This is a genomic window from Microbacterium sp. cf332 (assembly GCF_900102175.1).
Lineage (GTDB): Bacteria > Actinomycetota > Actinomycetes > Actinomycetales > Microbacteriaceae > Microbacterium.
The window spans coordinates 1,209,400-1,222,814 of record NZ_FNKN01000001.1 but is presented as its reverse complement, the minus strand read 5'-3'; the positions used below and the strand labels follow the sequence as shown (position 1 = coordinate 1,222,814).

Annotated in this window: 14 protein-coding genes; 7 read left to right on the top strand and 7 right to left on the bottom strand. The window is 71.4% G+C overall.

Annotated elements, in window-relative coordinates; genetic code table 11:
* Positions 1-82: 82 nt before the first annotated feature.
* From BLT21_RS05845 to BLT21_RS05835, 3 genes are read right to left on the bottom strand one after another with little or no spacing between them, the layout of a single operon-like run.
* Positions 83-964 carry a hypothetical protein gene (locus BLT21_RS05845; protein WP_091500369.1) on the bottom strand — a complete coding sequence of 294 codons (882 nt, stop codon included), beginning with the start codon at positions 962-964 and terminating at the stop codon, positions 83-85.
* Complete coding sequence (locus tag BLT21_RS05840) at positions 961-1,638, bottom strand: LuxR C-terminal-related transcriptional regulator (RefSeq protein WP_091500368.1); 678 nt, start codon at positions 1,636-1,638, stop codon at positions 961-963. The genes BLT21_RS05845 and BLT21_RS05840 overlap by 4 nt, the downstream gene beginning before the upstream one ends.
* Positions 1,626-2,894, bottom strand: coding sequence for a sensor histidine kinase (locus tag BLT21_RS05835; protein ID WP_143024944.1), 1,269 nt, complete (start codon positions 2,892-2,894; stop codon positions 1,626-1,628). The genes BLT21_RS05840 and BLT21_RS05835 overlap by 13 nt, the downstream gene beginning before the upstream one ends.
* 120 nt (positions 2,895-3,014) lie before the next feature.
* Here BLT21_RS05835 and BLT21_RS05830 point away from each other — a divergent pair, with 120 nt between their 5' ends.
* The 3 genes from BLT21_RS05830 to BLT21_RS05820 all read left to right on the top strand — a co-directional run bounded on the left by BLT21_RS05830 (position 3,015) and on the right by BLT21_RS05820 (position 6,849).
* On the top strand, positions 3,015-3,818 hold the full coding sequence (locus BLT21_RS05830) for a Cof-type HAD-IIB family hydrolase (RefSeq protein WP_091500367.1): 804 nt from the start codon (positions 3,015-3,017) through the stop codon (positions 3,816-3,818).
* Between the two features lie 95 nt (positions 3,819-3,913).
* On the top strand, positions 3,914-4,744 hold the full coding sequence (locus BLT21_RS05825) for an aldo/keto reductase (RefSeq protein ID WP_091500365.1): 831 nt from the start codon (positions 3,914-3,916) through the stop codon (positions 4,742-4,744).
* Positions 4,745-4,770: 26 nt separating this feature from the next.
* Positions 4,771-6,849 carry a S9 family peptidase gene (locus tag BLT21_RS05820; RefSeq protein ID WP_091500362.1) on the top strand — a complete coding sequence of 693 codons (2,079 nt, stop codon included), beginning with the start codon at positions 4,771-4,773 and terminating at the stop codon, positions 6,847-6,849.
* A 74-nt stretch (positions 6,850-6,923) separates the two neighbouring features.
* On the opposite strand, the gene yidC is transcribed toward BLT21_RS05820, so the two are convergent.
* The 4 genes from yidC to BLT21_RS05800 form a co-directional block, all read right to left on the bottom strand.
* Complete coding sequence (gene yidC, locus BLT21_RS05815) at positions 6,924-7,649, bottom strand: membrane protein insertase YidC (protein ID WP_091500360.1); 726 nt, start codon at positions 7,647-7,649, stop codon at positions 6,924-6,926.
* 88 nt (positions 7,650-7,737) lie between these two features.
* Entirely contained in the window at positions 7,738-8,022 is a 285-nt protein-coding gene (locus tag BLT21_RS05810) for a DUF6412 domain-containing protein (protein WP_091500357.1), read from the bottom strand.
* On the bottom strand, positions 8,022-8,561 hold the full coding sequence (locus BLT21_RS05805) for a DUF805 domain-containing protein (protein WP_091500355.1): 540 nt from the start codon (positions 8,559-8,561) through the stop codon (positions 8,022-8,024). The genes BLT21_RS05810 and BLT21_RS05805 overlap by 1 nt, the downstream gene beginning before the upstream one ends.
* A gap of 119 nt (positions 8,562-8,680) precedes the next feature.
* Positions 8,681-9,466: a siderophore-interacting protein gene (locus BLT21_RS05800; protein ID WP_091500352.1), complete on the bottom strand. Its 786-nt coding sequence runs from the start codon at positions 9,464-9,466 to the stop codon at positions 8,681-8,683.
* Between the two features lie 99 nt (positions 9,467-9,565).
* Here BLT21_RS05800 and BLT21_RS05795 point away from each other — a divergent pair, with 99 nt between their 5' ends.
* Genes BLT21_RS05795 through BLT21_RS05780 form a run of 4 tightly spaced genes read left to right on the top strand, consistent with a single transcriptional unit; the run spans position 9,566 to position 13,343 of the window.
* Positions 9,566-10,546 (top strand): siderophore ABC transporter substrate-binding protein, encoded by a 981-nt coding sequence (locus BLT21_RS05795; RefSeq protein WP_091500350.1) that lies wholly within the window; start codon positions 9,566-9,568, stop codon positions 10,544-10,546.
* 49 nt (positions 10,547-10,595) lie between these two features.
* On the top strand, positions 10,596-11,573 hold the full coding sequence (locus tag BLT21_RS05790; RefSeq protein WP_091500347.1) for an ABC transporter permease: 978 nt from the start codon (positions 10,596-10,598) through the stop codon (positions 11,571-11,573).
* A 4-nt stretch (positions 11,574-11,577) separates the two neighbouring features.
* Positions 11,578-12,588: an iron chelate uptake ABC transporter family permease subunit gene (locus tag BLT21_RS05785; RefSeq protein ID WP_256335930.1), complete on the top strand. Its 1,011-nt coding sequence runs from the start codon at positions 11,578-11,580 to the stop codon at positions 12,586-12,588.
* On the top strand, positions 12,585-13,343 hold the full coding sequence (locus tag BLT21_RS05780) for an iron ABC transporter ATP-binding protein (RefSeq protein WP_091500342.1): 759 nt from the start codon (positions 12,585-12,587) through the stop codon (positions 13,341-13,343). Before BLT21_RS05785 ends, BLT21_RS05780 begins: the two co-directional genes overlap by 4 nt.
* Positions 13,344-13,415 lie beyond the last annotated feature (72 nt).

The window sequence follows — 13,415 nt, the reverse complement described above, 5'->3', positions numbered from 1 at the left end:
AGATGCAATCGGACCGCCGTCTTCATCACCGCTGCATAGGGATCTTCCAGAGAAGGCTCGCCGGATGAGCCGGAGCGCGCGGTCAGCGCGACTCCCGCAGGGTCACCGAACCGGCCGAGACGCGCACGTGGACGGTGTTCCGCGACGAGGGGTCGTCCGTCAGCTCGCTGATGAACGACCCGGCCTCCTCGGTCGAGCTGACGGCGTACCCGCCGCGGGGGAGGGTGAGGTCGACGCCGCCGGCCTCGGCGGAGACCGTGAGCGAGGCGGGCGGCGATCCGGCCAGGGTGCCCGACAGGCGGCCCGCGCTCACATCGACCGTCGCGGTGCGGACGCCGTCGAGGTCGACCGCGACCCGGCCGGCGGACACCCGCGCCGTCAAGCTCTCAGCGGTGCCGGCGGCATCGACCGAGCCGGCCTCGGCCCTCACCCCGAGCGCACCGAACTCGCCGTCGGCGCGCAGCGAACCGGCACCGACCCGAAGGTCGGCATCGACCCCGGCGAGGTCGACGGGCAGGACGAGCGTCGCCCGCGAGGAGCCGCCCCACAGCCGCCAGCCGCTCCACCAGTCGCGGTCGGAGTCGACCACGAGGCGGTCATCCGTCCGGTTCAGCTCCCAGGCGTCGGCGCCGCCCGTGCCGGTCACGGTGAGCGTCGCCTCGTCGACGTCGCCGAACGACACCTCGACGTCGGACGCCGCGGCGTCGAGCTCGATCGCTCCCACCCCGTCGACCGGTGCCGTGAGGGTCGACGTCGCCGCTCCGCCGCTGGCGACCGTCGAGACCACGCCGGTTCCCGCGGTGAAGAGGATGACCGCCGCGCCGGCGGCCACGGTCAGACCGGCCACGGCGCGCGCGGCCGACGACGGAGCGGCGGGTCGGGCCGAACCGGGGTCGCGCGCACCCGCGGGCTCCGCGGGCGGACCCGGCGGGGTGGCGGGGGGCGGCGTCAGGGTGGTGCTCATCGGACTGCTCCGTTCTGCGGCTGCGAGCCGCCGTGTTCGAGATGGACGAGCGCCGCGAGCACACGGCGGTTGCCGTGCTCGTCCTGCTCGAGGTCGAGTTTCTGGAAGAGCGAGGTGATGTACTTCTCGACGCTCGCCTCGCTCAGGAACATCGCTGCCGCGATCGCCTGATTGCTCCGGCCCTCGGCGATGAGGGCGAGCACCGTGCGCTCGCGCTCGCTCAGCCGCGACATCCGTTCGTCGCGCGAGCGGCGCGTGAGCAGCTGGGCGACCACCTCGGGATCGAGCACGGTCGCGCCGTCTCCGATGCGGGCGACGGTCGCGAGGAATTCGCCGACGTCGGCGACGCGATCCTTCAGGAGATATCCGAGCGCAGCGCCCTGCGAGGTGATCAGCTCGCTCGCGTAGCGCTCCTCGACGTACTGGCTCAGGACGAGGATCGGCAGCTCCGGGTTCTGGGCGCGCAACGCGAGTGCGGCGCGGATGCCCTCGTCGGTGAAGCTTGGAGGCAGTCGCACGTCGAGAATGCAGATGTCGGGCCGGGCATCCGCGACCCGTTCGCCGATGCCGTCTGCATCGACGAGGGCCGCGACGATCTCGTGACCGGCGTCGGCCAGGAGACGCACGAGCCCCTCGCGCAACAGCGTGGAGTCCTCGCAGATCAGGATGCGCACGGGACGTTCACCTCCAGGGCCGTGGGGCCGCCGGCCGGGCTGTCGAGTCGCGTCGTGCCTCCGGCGGCCGTGATTCGGTTGATGATGCCGTCGAGACCGCCGCCCGCGATGACGCGCGCCCCGCCGACGCCGTTGTCCTCGACGCGTGCCCAGAGGGCATGATCGTCGCGGTGTCGGACGACGACCCGGCATTCGCCGGCGCGGGAGTGCTTGGCCGCGTTGGTGAGAGACTCTGCGATCGCGAAGTAGACCGCCGCCTCGGCCGTCCTGCTGCACCGTTCGTCGACGCGGACGTCGAGGGTCACCGGCACGTGCGACCGAGCGGCCAGAGCGGAGAGCGCGGCGTCGAGCCCGCGGTCGTCGAGCACGGAGGCATGGATGCCGCGTGCGAGCTGACGCAGCTCGGTGATGGCCGCCTTGGTCGAGGTGTGCGCCTCGGCGAGCAGCTGCTTGGCGGCGTCCGGGTCGTCGTCGATCTTCTGCTGCGCCAGTCCCAGCGTCATACCGACCGATACGAGCCGGGGCTGAACGCCGTCGTGTAGATCGCGTTCGATGCGGGTGCGTTCGAGCTCTCCGGCGCGGACCGCGCCTTCGCGCTGCATGCCCGCGGTCCGCGCCGCCTCGAGCAGTTGCGCCTCCCGCGAGGGGACGAGGACGGCGTGCGCGACGATGCCGTGGAGCAGGGCGATGCCGACGATCAGCGCGGCGGCGACGAGGACGACCAGCACTCCGGCGATCGGTGCGGCGTCGACGGGCACGCTGATCCAGGTCGACGCCACCGCGAGTGGGCGCTCGGCGTACAGCGGCGCGAAGATGAGCGCCGCGCCGGACGCCACGACGCCGACGAGAGTCAGGACCACGAGTCCGAGGACGGTCGAGATCGCGGCGTGCGCGACACCGCGCCACATGCGGCCGTCGGTGAACTGCAGCCAGACGGAGCGCAGCCAGCCGCCGAAGCCCGGTCGGCCGCTGTTGCGCGCCGCGAGAGGGGGAAGCCCCCAGCCGTACAGGCCGTCGACGCGGGCGTGCTCGAGCCAGCCGGTGAGCCAGAGCGCGTACACGAACCCCACGAGCAGCGGGAGGCCCAGCCCCAGCGCGGGCGTCAGGCCGATCCCGACGGCCATGAGGGTGAGGATGACCGTGAACACGCCCGTACCGGCGAAGCCGAGGGCGGCGAGCTGAGCGATCGCGCCGAGCGGTCGGAGCCAGCGCGCGGCGCGGGAGGGGGGAGCGGTGCGGGCTACGGCGGTGGTCATGCCTCCACGCTAGGACCGCGCTCCCCGCTCGCGCAGGTGAGCGGCCCGGAGACTCCCGTTCGGGTTAACCCCCGGCCGGCGCCGTCGGCGTCGGCCGCCCGGGTCGGCGAGGATGGGTGGGTGACCGCTCCCGACATCCGCCTCATCGCCGTCGACATGGACGGCACGCTCCTCGACGCGGACGGGCTCATCCTCGACGGCCTCTGGCGGCTGCTGCCCCGGCTGCACGACCGGGGCATCGCCTTCGCTCCGGCCAGCGGTCGGCAACTGGCCACGCTGCGGCGTCAGTTCGCGTCAGCCCCGGTCGAGCTCGACTACATCGCCGAGAACGGCGCGTACGTCGTGCGGGGCGGTGTCGAGGTGAGCTCGGATGCCCTCGCTCCCGACTTCGCGGCATCCGTCGTGCGGCGCGTCCGAGACTTCGACGACCTCGATGTCGGTCTCGTCGTCTGTGGCAAGAGGTCGGCGTACATCGAGCGCGCCGACCAGGCCTTCTTCGCCGAAGCCGACAAGTACTACGCCGAGCTAGCGGTCGTCGACGATCTCACGCGGGTCGACGACGAGATCCTCAAGCTGGCGGTGTTCGACTTCGCGTCCGCCGAGCAGTCGGTCGCCCCCGCCCTGCTCGATCTGCGGGAGACCCACCAGGTCGTCGTTTCGGGACAGCACTGGGTCGACATCATGAATCCCGGCGTGAACAAGGGACGGGCTCTGTCGCGGTTGCAGCATGAGCTCGGCATCGGTCCCGACCAGACGATGGCGTTCGGCGACTACCTGAACGACCTCGAGCTGCTGCAGCAGGCGCGTTTCTCGTACGCGATGGCGGAGGCGCATCCCGACATCGCCGCCGTCGCCCGGTACAGCGCGCCCTCTCACACCGAGGCGGGCGTGCTCACCGTCATCGAGGAATTCCTGGCCCGCTGAGGCGGGCAGGCGAGACCGGGGTCGGCCGGACGGGTTCGGACCGGCCGACGCAAGCCCCGCGACGTGAGACGGGGTCACGGCGTAGCGTGTCGCGCATGGTCACGATTCCCACGGTCTCGCTCAACGACGGCGCCGACTTCCCCGAGCTCGGCCTCGGCACCTACAACCTCCGCGGCGACGCGGGCATCGACGCCGTCTCGTCGGCGATCGACTCGGGCTACCGCCTGCTCGACACGGCCGTGAACTACGAGAACGAGTCGGAGGTCGGTGAGGCGGTGCGTCGGAGCGGCATCCGCGACCAGCTCGTCATCACGACGAAGGTGCCCGGTCGCGACCACGGCTTCGACGAGACCATCCGCAGCGCGGAGGCATCGCTCGGGCGCCTGGGCGTCGAGCGGATCGACCTCTACCTCATCCACTGGCCCAATCCGAGTCAGGGCAAGTGGCTCGAGACCTACCGCGCCATGCTCGCGCTCCGCGACGAGGGGCAGGTCGGTTCGGTCGGCGTCTCGAACTTCACCGAGCCGATGCTCGCCCGTCTGATCGACGAGACCGGCGTCGCACCCGCGGTGAACCAGGTCGAGATGCACCCCTACTTCCCGCAGGCGGGGCTGCGTGCGTTCCACGCCGCGAACGGCATCCGCACCGAGAGCTGGAGCCCGCTCGCACGCCGCAGCGAGCTGCTGAGCGAACAGGTCATCGCCGACATCGCGGCGGCGCACGGCGTCTCGGGCACTCAGGTCGTGCTCCGCTGGCACACCCAGCTCTCCTCGACGCCCATCCCCAAGTCGGCAGATGCGGCACGTCAGCGTGAGAACGCGGACGTCTTCGGCTTCGTGCTGACCGGCGAGGAACTCGCAGCCATCAGCGCCCTCGAGCGCGGACGGCTCTGGGACGGCGATCCCGATACGCACGAGGAGATGTGACGACGCGCGCCGGATAGCGTGGAGTCATGCCGACGACTCCGTTCGACTCACTCGACGACTACTACGCCCTCCCGCGCATCGATGCCGCGGCGACTTCACCCGACGGCACACGTGTCGTGCTGACGGTTGCGACCTTGACCAAGGATCGCACCGGGTACGAGCGCTCGCTGTGGACCGTCCCCGCCGACGGCAGCGGTGCCCCACGCCGTCTCACCCGCTCGACGACGGGCGAGTCGGGTGCGGTCTTCACCGCGGCCGGCGACCTGCTGTTCGTTTCGGCCCGCCCGGACAACGACGCCTCCGACGGAGCGCCGGCGCAGCTGTGGCTGCTCCCGGCGGCCGGTGGTGAGGCGCGGCCGGTCACGCGGCTCGCGGGCGGCGTCTCGGCGGTCGTCGCCGCGACGGCGTCCGACCGGATCGTCGTCGCCTCGACGATGCTGCCCGAGGCCGCCACGATCGAGGCCGATGCGAAGCTTCGCGCGGAGCGCAAGAAGCTCAAGGTCTCGGCGATCATCCACGACACCTACCCCGTGCGCTACTGGGACCACGACCTCGGGCCGCACGAGCCCGTGCTCCTGACGCTCGACCTCGCCGAGCTGGCTGACGCGCCCACCGTCGTGGCGACCGTCGATGCCGCCGTCGACGAGGTCGCCGGCGCGGCGGGAGAGGCGGATGCCGCAGACGAACCGTACCCCGCGGGGCTGCCTCGCCCCCGCATCCTCGTGCGCGGTCGCACCGCCGGCACGGCCGGGATGGCACTGACTCCCGACGGTGAGAGGCTCGTCGCCTCGATGCCCGAACCTCAGGGTCGCGACGCCCGGTACCGTCTCGTGACCGTTGCCACGTCGACGGGCGAGCAGCGCGTCATCCGCGACGAGGTCGACGTCGACTTCGGGATGCCGGTGCTCAGTCATGACGGCGCCCGCCTCGCCTACGTCCGATCTGAGAAGCCGACGCCCGCAGGCCCCACCGATCAGGAGATCTGGGCCGGCGACCTCGACGGCGACGGCGAGTCCGCACGCAGGCTCGCGGCCGGCTGGGACCGCTGGCCCAGCAGCATCCGGTTCGCCGACGACGACACCGCGCTCATCGCCACCGCCGACCACGACGGCCGAGGCCCCCTCTTCCGCCTGCCGCTCGACGGCGGCGCGGCAGTGCAGACGACGCACGACGACTTCGCCTACACCCACGTCGAGACGGTCGCCGGCACGGGCGACGTCATCGCGCTCCGCTCGAACTGGCTGACGCCGCCGCACCCGGTGCGGGTCGCCGCCGACGGCGCGGTGACGCCCCTCGCCAACCCCGCCCCCGCGCCGTCGACGACCGCGTCGATGGTCGAGGTCGAGACCCGGGCCGAGGACGGCGCCCGGGTGCGCGGCTGGCTCGTGCTGCCCGCGGCAGCCGATGCCGCAGCGCCGGCACCGCTGCTGCTGTGGATCCACGGTGGCCCGCTCAACAGCTGGAACGCCTGGAGCTGGCGGTGGAGCCCGCTGCTGGCCGCGGCACGCGGCTACGCGGTGCTGCTGCCCGACCCGGCGCTGTCGACCGGCTACGGACTCGACTTCATCGCGCGCGGCTGGGATGCCTGGGGTGCGGCGCCGTACACCGACCTCATGTCGATCACGGACGCCGTCGTGGCGCGAGACGACATCGACGAGTCTCGGACCGCGGCGATGGGCGGCTCGTTCGGCGGATACATGGCGAACTGGGTCGCGGGCCACACCGATCGCTTCGACGCCATCGTCACACACGCGAGTCTGTGGGCGTTCGATCAGTTCAGCGGCACGACCGACTTCGCGCCGTACTGGCAGAGCATCTTCAGCCCCGAGGGCGCGGTCGCCAATTCGCCGCACCGCTTCGTCCGCGACATCCGCACCCCGATGCTCGTGATCCACGGAGACCGGGACTACCGCGTACCGATCGGAGAGGGGCTGCGGCTGTGGGCCGACCTCAACGAGCACCACGCCGCCGAGGACGGTACGAGCCCGCACCGGTTCCTGTACTACCCCGACGAGAACCACTGGATCCTCTCGCCGCAGAACGCGCGCGTCTGGTACGAGACGGTCTTCGCCTTCCTCGATGAGAAGCTGCCGCCGCGCGGCTGACGAAGCCCTGCTCGCTGGTCAGGAATGGCCCCTTCTCTGCGCGGGAAGGGGCCATTCCCGTCCGTCGAAGGCGTTCAGGCGGGCGCGGCCGGGATGAGATGGCGCAGGACGAGGCGTTGCGCGAGGGACCAGGCGACGGTTACCACGAGATACAGCCCTGCGGCCAGCGGCACGAACGCGGCGACCACGGCCGTCGCGAACTGCGCCGCGCCGAGCAGCCCCGCGACAGCGGCGGGAGCGTCGCGGACGCGGAAGAGGCGCCGGGTCAGCTCACCGACGACGGCGATCACGGCGATCACCGCGCCGAACACGAGCGCGGTCTCGAGGGTGAGCGAGCCCGCGGCGAGCGTGCCGGCGAGACTCGATCCGAGCGGCACGCCGGCGAGGGTCTGCGCGAGCAGGGCGTTCGCGTGTCCCGCGATGGACGGGTGGATGAACGCCCCGTACAGCAGGCCGACGATCGGCACCTGGACGAGTATCGGCAGGCACCCCGCGGTCGGCGAGACGTTCTCGTCGCGATAGAGCTTCAGCGTCTCACGCTGCAGCCTCTCGCGGTCGGCGCGGTGCTGCCGCTGCAGCTCGCGCAGCCGAGGTGCCAGCCGCGCCCGAGCGCGGTCCGCGCGCGCCTGGGCGACACCCGCGGGGATGAGAGCGGCGCGCACGAGGACGGTGATGAGGATGACGGATGCCGCGGCGGCGAGGTCGCCAAGAGCGGGTGCGAGCGCCGCGGTCAGCGCGGCGAGGATCGAGGCCACGGCATCGAGTGCGGCGGCGAGGGGTGGGAGGGAGAAGGGGTCCACGAAGGGTCCGATCGTCGAGGCTGGACACGGAGGTCAGCCGCGAAGGGACGCCGAACGGCCCGCGGAGCGCGGGCAGTCGCGGGCGTGGCTACGCGGCCGATGCCGCGAGCCCCGGCGCGCGCGGGCGGCGCCGACCGGGAGCATCGGGATCGCTCTGCGCGAGGAGAGTAGAGGGGGAGATCGATCGTTGCGGATGCGGCCGGCGCGAGCCTGCCGACGCGGTCGCGCCCCCATCGCGGGCGACCGACACGACGGCGATGGCAAGCGTCACCAGCGCGACCGCCGTCGCCGCTGCCGCGAGCGAACCCGAGTCGCCGAGCGACAGGGCGCCCACGACGGACAGCAGCAACGGGATCACCGACAGCGTGGGCATCAGACCGCCTCGCGAGAGGTCCAGCCAGCCGCACGTTCGAGCAGCGCTGCGTCGCCGTCGAACCGTGCGCCCTCGGACCGCGAACGGCGCAGCGCCATGAGGAGCAGGATCAGACCGCCGATCGGCAGAAGGTTCAGCAGCACCCACCAGCCCGACAGGTTCGAGTCGTGGAGCCGCCGTACCGCGACGGTGAAACCGGGGATGAAGGTCACCATCACCCATACCGCCGACAACCACAGGTACGCCGCCACCAGAGTCGACAGCGGATCGGTCGGTTGGATCGGACCGAGGAGCTCGACGCCGCGCCATCCCCACCAGCCGAACGGGTGCAGCCACAGGTCGAGCCGCGGCCAGCGCCCCGACAGCATCCGAGGAACGACCAACAGCAGCAGGGCGGCCGCCGCGAAGCCGACGGCCATCCACCACCAGTACTCGCTGCGGCTCGCGCGACCGCGCAGCCGGAAGGCATGCGCGACGAACCGCCGCAGCGCCGCACTCGGCGAGGCGTGCGGCAGCGGTGCTGTCGAGAGGGCCTCCATGCCGCGATGCTAGCTCACGGGTGCCGCGCCGTGCAGGCTCTCAGCTGGCGGTCGCGGCCCCGTCCGAGCCGCGGAAGGGGCTGGAGCTGCCCAGTGAGCGCGGGCACACGGACGCCCGGTCAGTGCGGCGCGTGGTACTCGGGCTCGCCGCGCTTCCAATACCCCTTGACCGTCATCTGATCGGGTTCGAGCCCCCAGCGGTCGAGGAGCAGCCGCCGCGCCGGACGTACGATCGACTGCTCGGCGGCGACGAAGGCGAACACGGCGCCCGCCGGCCTGTCGGCCGCCACCAAGGTCTCGAGCCGGGCCGCCAGCGGCGTCCCCGCGCTCGCCGCGCCGCGGTGGACCTGCTCGACGACGACACCCGGGGGAGGGGCGATGGGCAGCTCGTGATCGCGGTCGTCGACCTCGACGAGCACCCGGCCGACCGCGTCGGCATCCATGAGGTGCACGAAGCGCCGGATGGCGGGCACAGCCGTCTCGTCGCCCGCGAGCAGCCAGCCGTCGGGGCGTCCCGTCAGCACGGCGGACCCCCGCGGTCCGCCGATCCCGACCGTCGACCCGAGTTCGGCGTTCGCCGCCCACGCGGCCGCGACTCCGCCGCCGTGCAGGGCGAACTCCAGGTCGAGCCAGCAGTCGTCGGGATCCCAGGCCAACGGGGTGTACTCCCGGCTGGGTGCGGCGCGCATCTCGTCGATGCTGTCCGGCGGCACCTCCGGGAAGAACACGCGGATGTGGTCGTCGCACCCGGGGGAGTCGAATCCGCGCAGGTCGACCCCCTCGAGGCGCACGCGGACGTAGCCGGGCGTCAGCCACTGCCGCGCCACCAGGCGGACGGACCGGAAGTGCAGATCGAGCGCGCGGCGATCGATCCGGAACGATGGGGTTGCGGTCGGAGCGGACATGAAGGTTAGGCTAACCTACACAGCCGCCGCGAGCCATGGCCCGCGGCATCCGCCGCCCCAGGTGGCATCCGTTCGACACCGCACCAGGAGATACGTCACGTGACCCATGCACACCGCCGCCCCGCGCTCCTCTCGTTGGCCCTCGTGGCCGCTCTCGGCCTCGCCGGCTGCGCCTCGTCCGCGAGCCCGTCGAGCGAAGAGACCGCCGCCGCCGCGACCACGGTGACCATCACCGACAACCACGGCGAGATCGAGGTGCCGGTCGCCCCCGAGCGGGTCGTCGCCCTCGACAACACCACGTTCCAGACCCTGAGCGACTGGGACATCGATCTCGTCGCAGCCCCGAAGCCGCTCATGTACGACCTCTGGCCCAACCTGTCCGGGGGCGACGATGTGCTCGATGTCGGCCTCCACCGCGAGCCCGACCTCGAGGCGGTCATCGCCGCCCAGCCCGACCTGATCGTCGGCGGATACCGTTTCCGCGACATCTACGACGACCTGGCCTCGATTCAGCCCGCCACCATCGAGACGAGCGCCCGCGACGGCGAGGAGCAGATCGGCGAGCTCAAGCGCCAGGTCGAGATCCTCGGCCAGGTGTTCGACCGGGAGGACGACGCGAAGAAGCTCGCGGACGCCCTCGACACCGCCGTCGCCGATGCGAAGTCGGCCTACAACGGCACCGACACGGTGGTCGGCCTCCTGACCTCCGGCGGCAAGATCTCGTTCGCGGCCCCCGGCGAAGGACGCGGCGTGGGTGCCGTCTTCCCGACGCTCGACCTGGTCCCCGGTATCGATCAGGGCGCTGAGGACGCGTCGCACGGCGACGACATCAGCGTCGAGGCGATCGCCGCCGCCAACCCCGAGTGGCTCATCGTGCTCGACCGCGACGCGATGTTCGGCGAGGACGGTTACGTCTCGGCGGCCGAGCTGATCGAAGGTTCCGAGGCCCTGCAGAACGTCCCCGCCGTCCAGAAGGGCCAGATCGTCTACCTCTCCCCGAGCTTCTACCTCGACGAGGGCATCCAGGCCTACACGAAGCTCTACAGCGACATCGCGGCGGCGTTCGCCTCGGCGAACTGACCGCTCGGGAGGTGCCCCGGTCCGCGAGGCCGGGGCACCGCCTCGCATCATGACCGCGCTCCCCGCCACCGCCCCCGCCCGTGCCCGGCACCGCCTGGCCCTGCCCGCCGCCATCCTCGTCGTGGTCGGTCTCGTCGTCTGCTCCCTCTTCGTCGGCGTCTACGATCTCGCCGCCGACGGTCTGGGTGCCGAGATGCTCTGGATCACCCGCGTGCCGCGCACCCTCGCGCTCGTCCTCGCCGGGTGCGCCATGGCCGTCTCCGGCCTCGTCATGCAGCTGCTGACTCAGAACAGGTTCGTCGAGCCCACCACGACAGGAACCACCGAGTGGGCCGCTCTCGGTCTGCTCGCCACCGTGCTCCTCGTGCCCGAGTCGCCCCTGGTCGTGCGGATGCTGTTCGCCAGCGTCGCGGCATTCGTCGGCACGATGGTCTTCTTGGCGATCCTCCGTCGCATCCAGCTGCGGACCTCGCTCATCGTGCCGCTGATCGGCATCATGCTGGGCGCCGTCGTCTCGTCGTTCACGACATACCTCGCCGTCAGCACGAACTCGCTGCAGATGCTGGGCACGTGGTTCATGGGCAGCTTCACCGCCGTCGTCCGCGGACGCTACGAGGTGCTGTGGATCGTGGGCATCGTCGTCGTGCTCGTGGCTCTCTTCGCCGACCGGCTCACGGCGGCCAGCCTGGGCAAGGACGTCGCCACCACGCTCGGCGTGAACTACGACCGCGTGCTGCTGCTGGGCACGGCGCTCGTCGCGGTGGCCACGGGCGTGACGACGGTCGTGGTCGGGTTCCTGCCCTTCCTCGGTCTCATCGTGCCGAACCTCGTCTCGATGTGGCGGGGCGACAACCTGCGCGCGAACCTGCCCTGGGTGTGCCTGGGGGGTGTGGCGATCATCGTGGTCTGCGACATCGTGGGCCGCGTCGTCCGGATGCCGTTCGAGGTGCCCGTCTCGATGATCCTCGGGGTGCTCGGCGCCGCCGTCTTCGTCACCCTTCTCCTGCGGCAGCGCGCTCATGGCTGAGGCGGTGCGCACTCTCGGAGCGGCCGCGACCGCGACCGATCGCCCGCGAGCCGCGCGGGTGTGGCTCCGCTTCGCGGTGCTGGCCGTGGTCGTCGTCGTCGCCGCGACGCTGCTCCTGACCTGGAACATCCCCCTCGACCCGGGACAACGCGGATACTGGCTCGCGGTCGACCTGCGCGTGACGACCGTCGCGACCGTCGCGGTGGTCGCGTGCTGCCAGGCGGTGGCCACGGTCCTCTTCCAGACCGCGACGGGCAACCGCATCCTGACGCCCTCGATCATGGGCTTCGACGCGCTGTACGTCGTCATGCAGACCGCTCTGGTGTTCTTCTTCGGCGGCGCCGCGCTCGCCGCGACCGACGGTCTGGCCAAGGTCGCGCTGCAGAGCCTGCTGATGGTGGGCTTCGCGACCCTGCTCTACGGCTGGCTGTTCGCGGGCAAGCGCGGCAACCTCCACATCATGCTGCTGATCGGCATCGTGCTGGGCGTCGGCTTCAGCTCGCTCTCGACCGTCATGCAGCGGCTGCTCACGCCGAGCGACTTCGACCTGCTGTCGGCGCGGCTGTTCGGCAACCTGTCGAACTCGAACCCGGAGTATCTGCCGTGGGCGGCCGGCATCGTCGCGATCGTTTCTGCCGTCGTGTGGCGTCGTCGCCGGCGCCTCGACGTGCTGAGCCTCGGTCGCGACGTCTCGACGAATCTCGGGATCTCCTACAAGCGCGAGGTCACCGTGCTCCTCATCCTCGTCGCGGTGCTCATCTCGGTGTCGACGACGCTCGTGGGGCCGATGACCTTCTTCGGCTTCATCGTCGCGACCCTCAGCTACCAGCTGGCGGGCTCGTCGCGCCACGCCGTGATCCTGCCGTTCGCCGCGCTGCTGGGGATGGCCACGCTCCTCGGCGGCTACTTCGTGCTGCGGCACGTGTTCTACGCCGCCGGCATGCTCACCGTGATCATCGAGTTCGTCGGCGGGCTCTTCTTCATCGTCTACCTGCTGCGAAAGGGCGCCCTGTGATCACCCTGACCGATGTCACCAAGTCGTACGGCGGACTGCGCGTGCTCGGACCGATCGACCTGCACATCCCCGCGGGCGGAGTGACGGCCCTCGTCGGACCGAACGGGGCCGGCAAGTCGACGCTCCTGACGATCGTGGGGCGGTTGACCGAGCCGACGACGGGCACGGTGACCGTGGGAGGACTCGACGTCGCGCGGACGCCGAGCCGCGATCTCGCCCGCGTCGTGTCGATCCTGCGCCAGGAGAACCACTTCGTCACCCGTCTCACGGTGCGCGACCTCGTCGGCTTCGGCCGGTTCCCGCATTCGGGCGGGCGGCTCACCGACGACGACCGCCGCCACGTCGACGAGGCGTTGCGGTTCCTCGATCTCGAAGACCTGTCGCACCGATACCTCGACCAGCTCTCGGGCGGTCAGCGCCAGCGCGCCTACGTCGCGATGGTGCTCGCGCAGGACACCGACTGCATCCTGCTCGACGAACCGCTGAACAACCTCGACATGCGGCACGCGGTCGGGATGATGCGCCAGCTGCGGCGCGCCGCGGACGAGCTCGGCAAGACCGTGGTCGTCGTCATCCACGACATCAACTTCGCGGCGGCGTACGCCGATCGCATCGTCGCACTCACCGGTGGCACTCTCGCGTGCGCGGGCACGCCGCGGGAGATCATGCGCCCGGAGGTTCTCGAGAGCGTCTTCGAGACACCTATCGCGGTGCGCGACGACGGCGACTACCCCCTCGCGGTCTACTTCCGCTGACTGGCCCGCATGCGTCGGCCGTCGGTCGTCGACACGGCAGAAGTTGTCGTGACCTCGCGCCGGAGAGGGCGC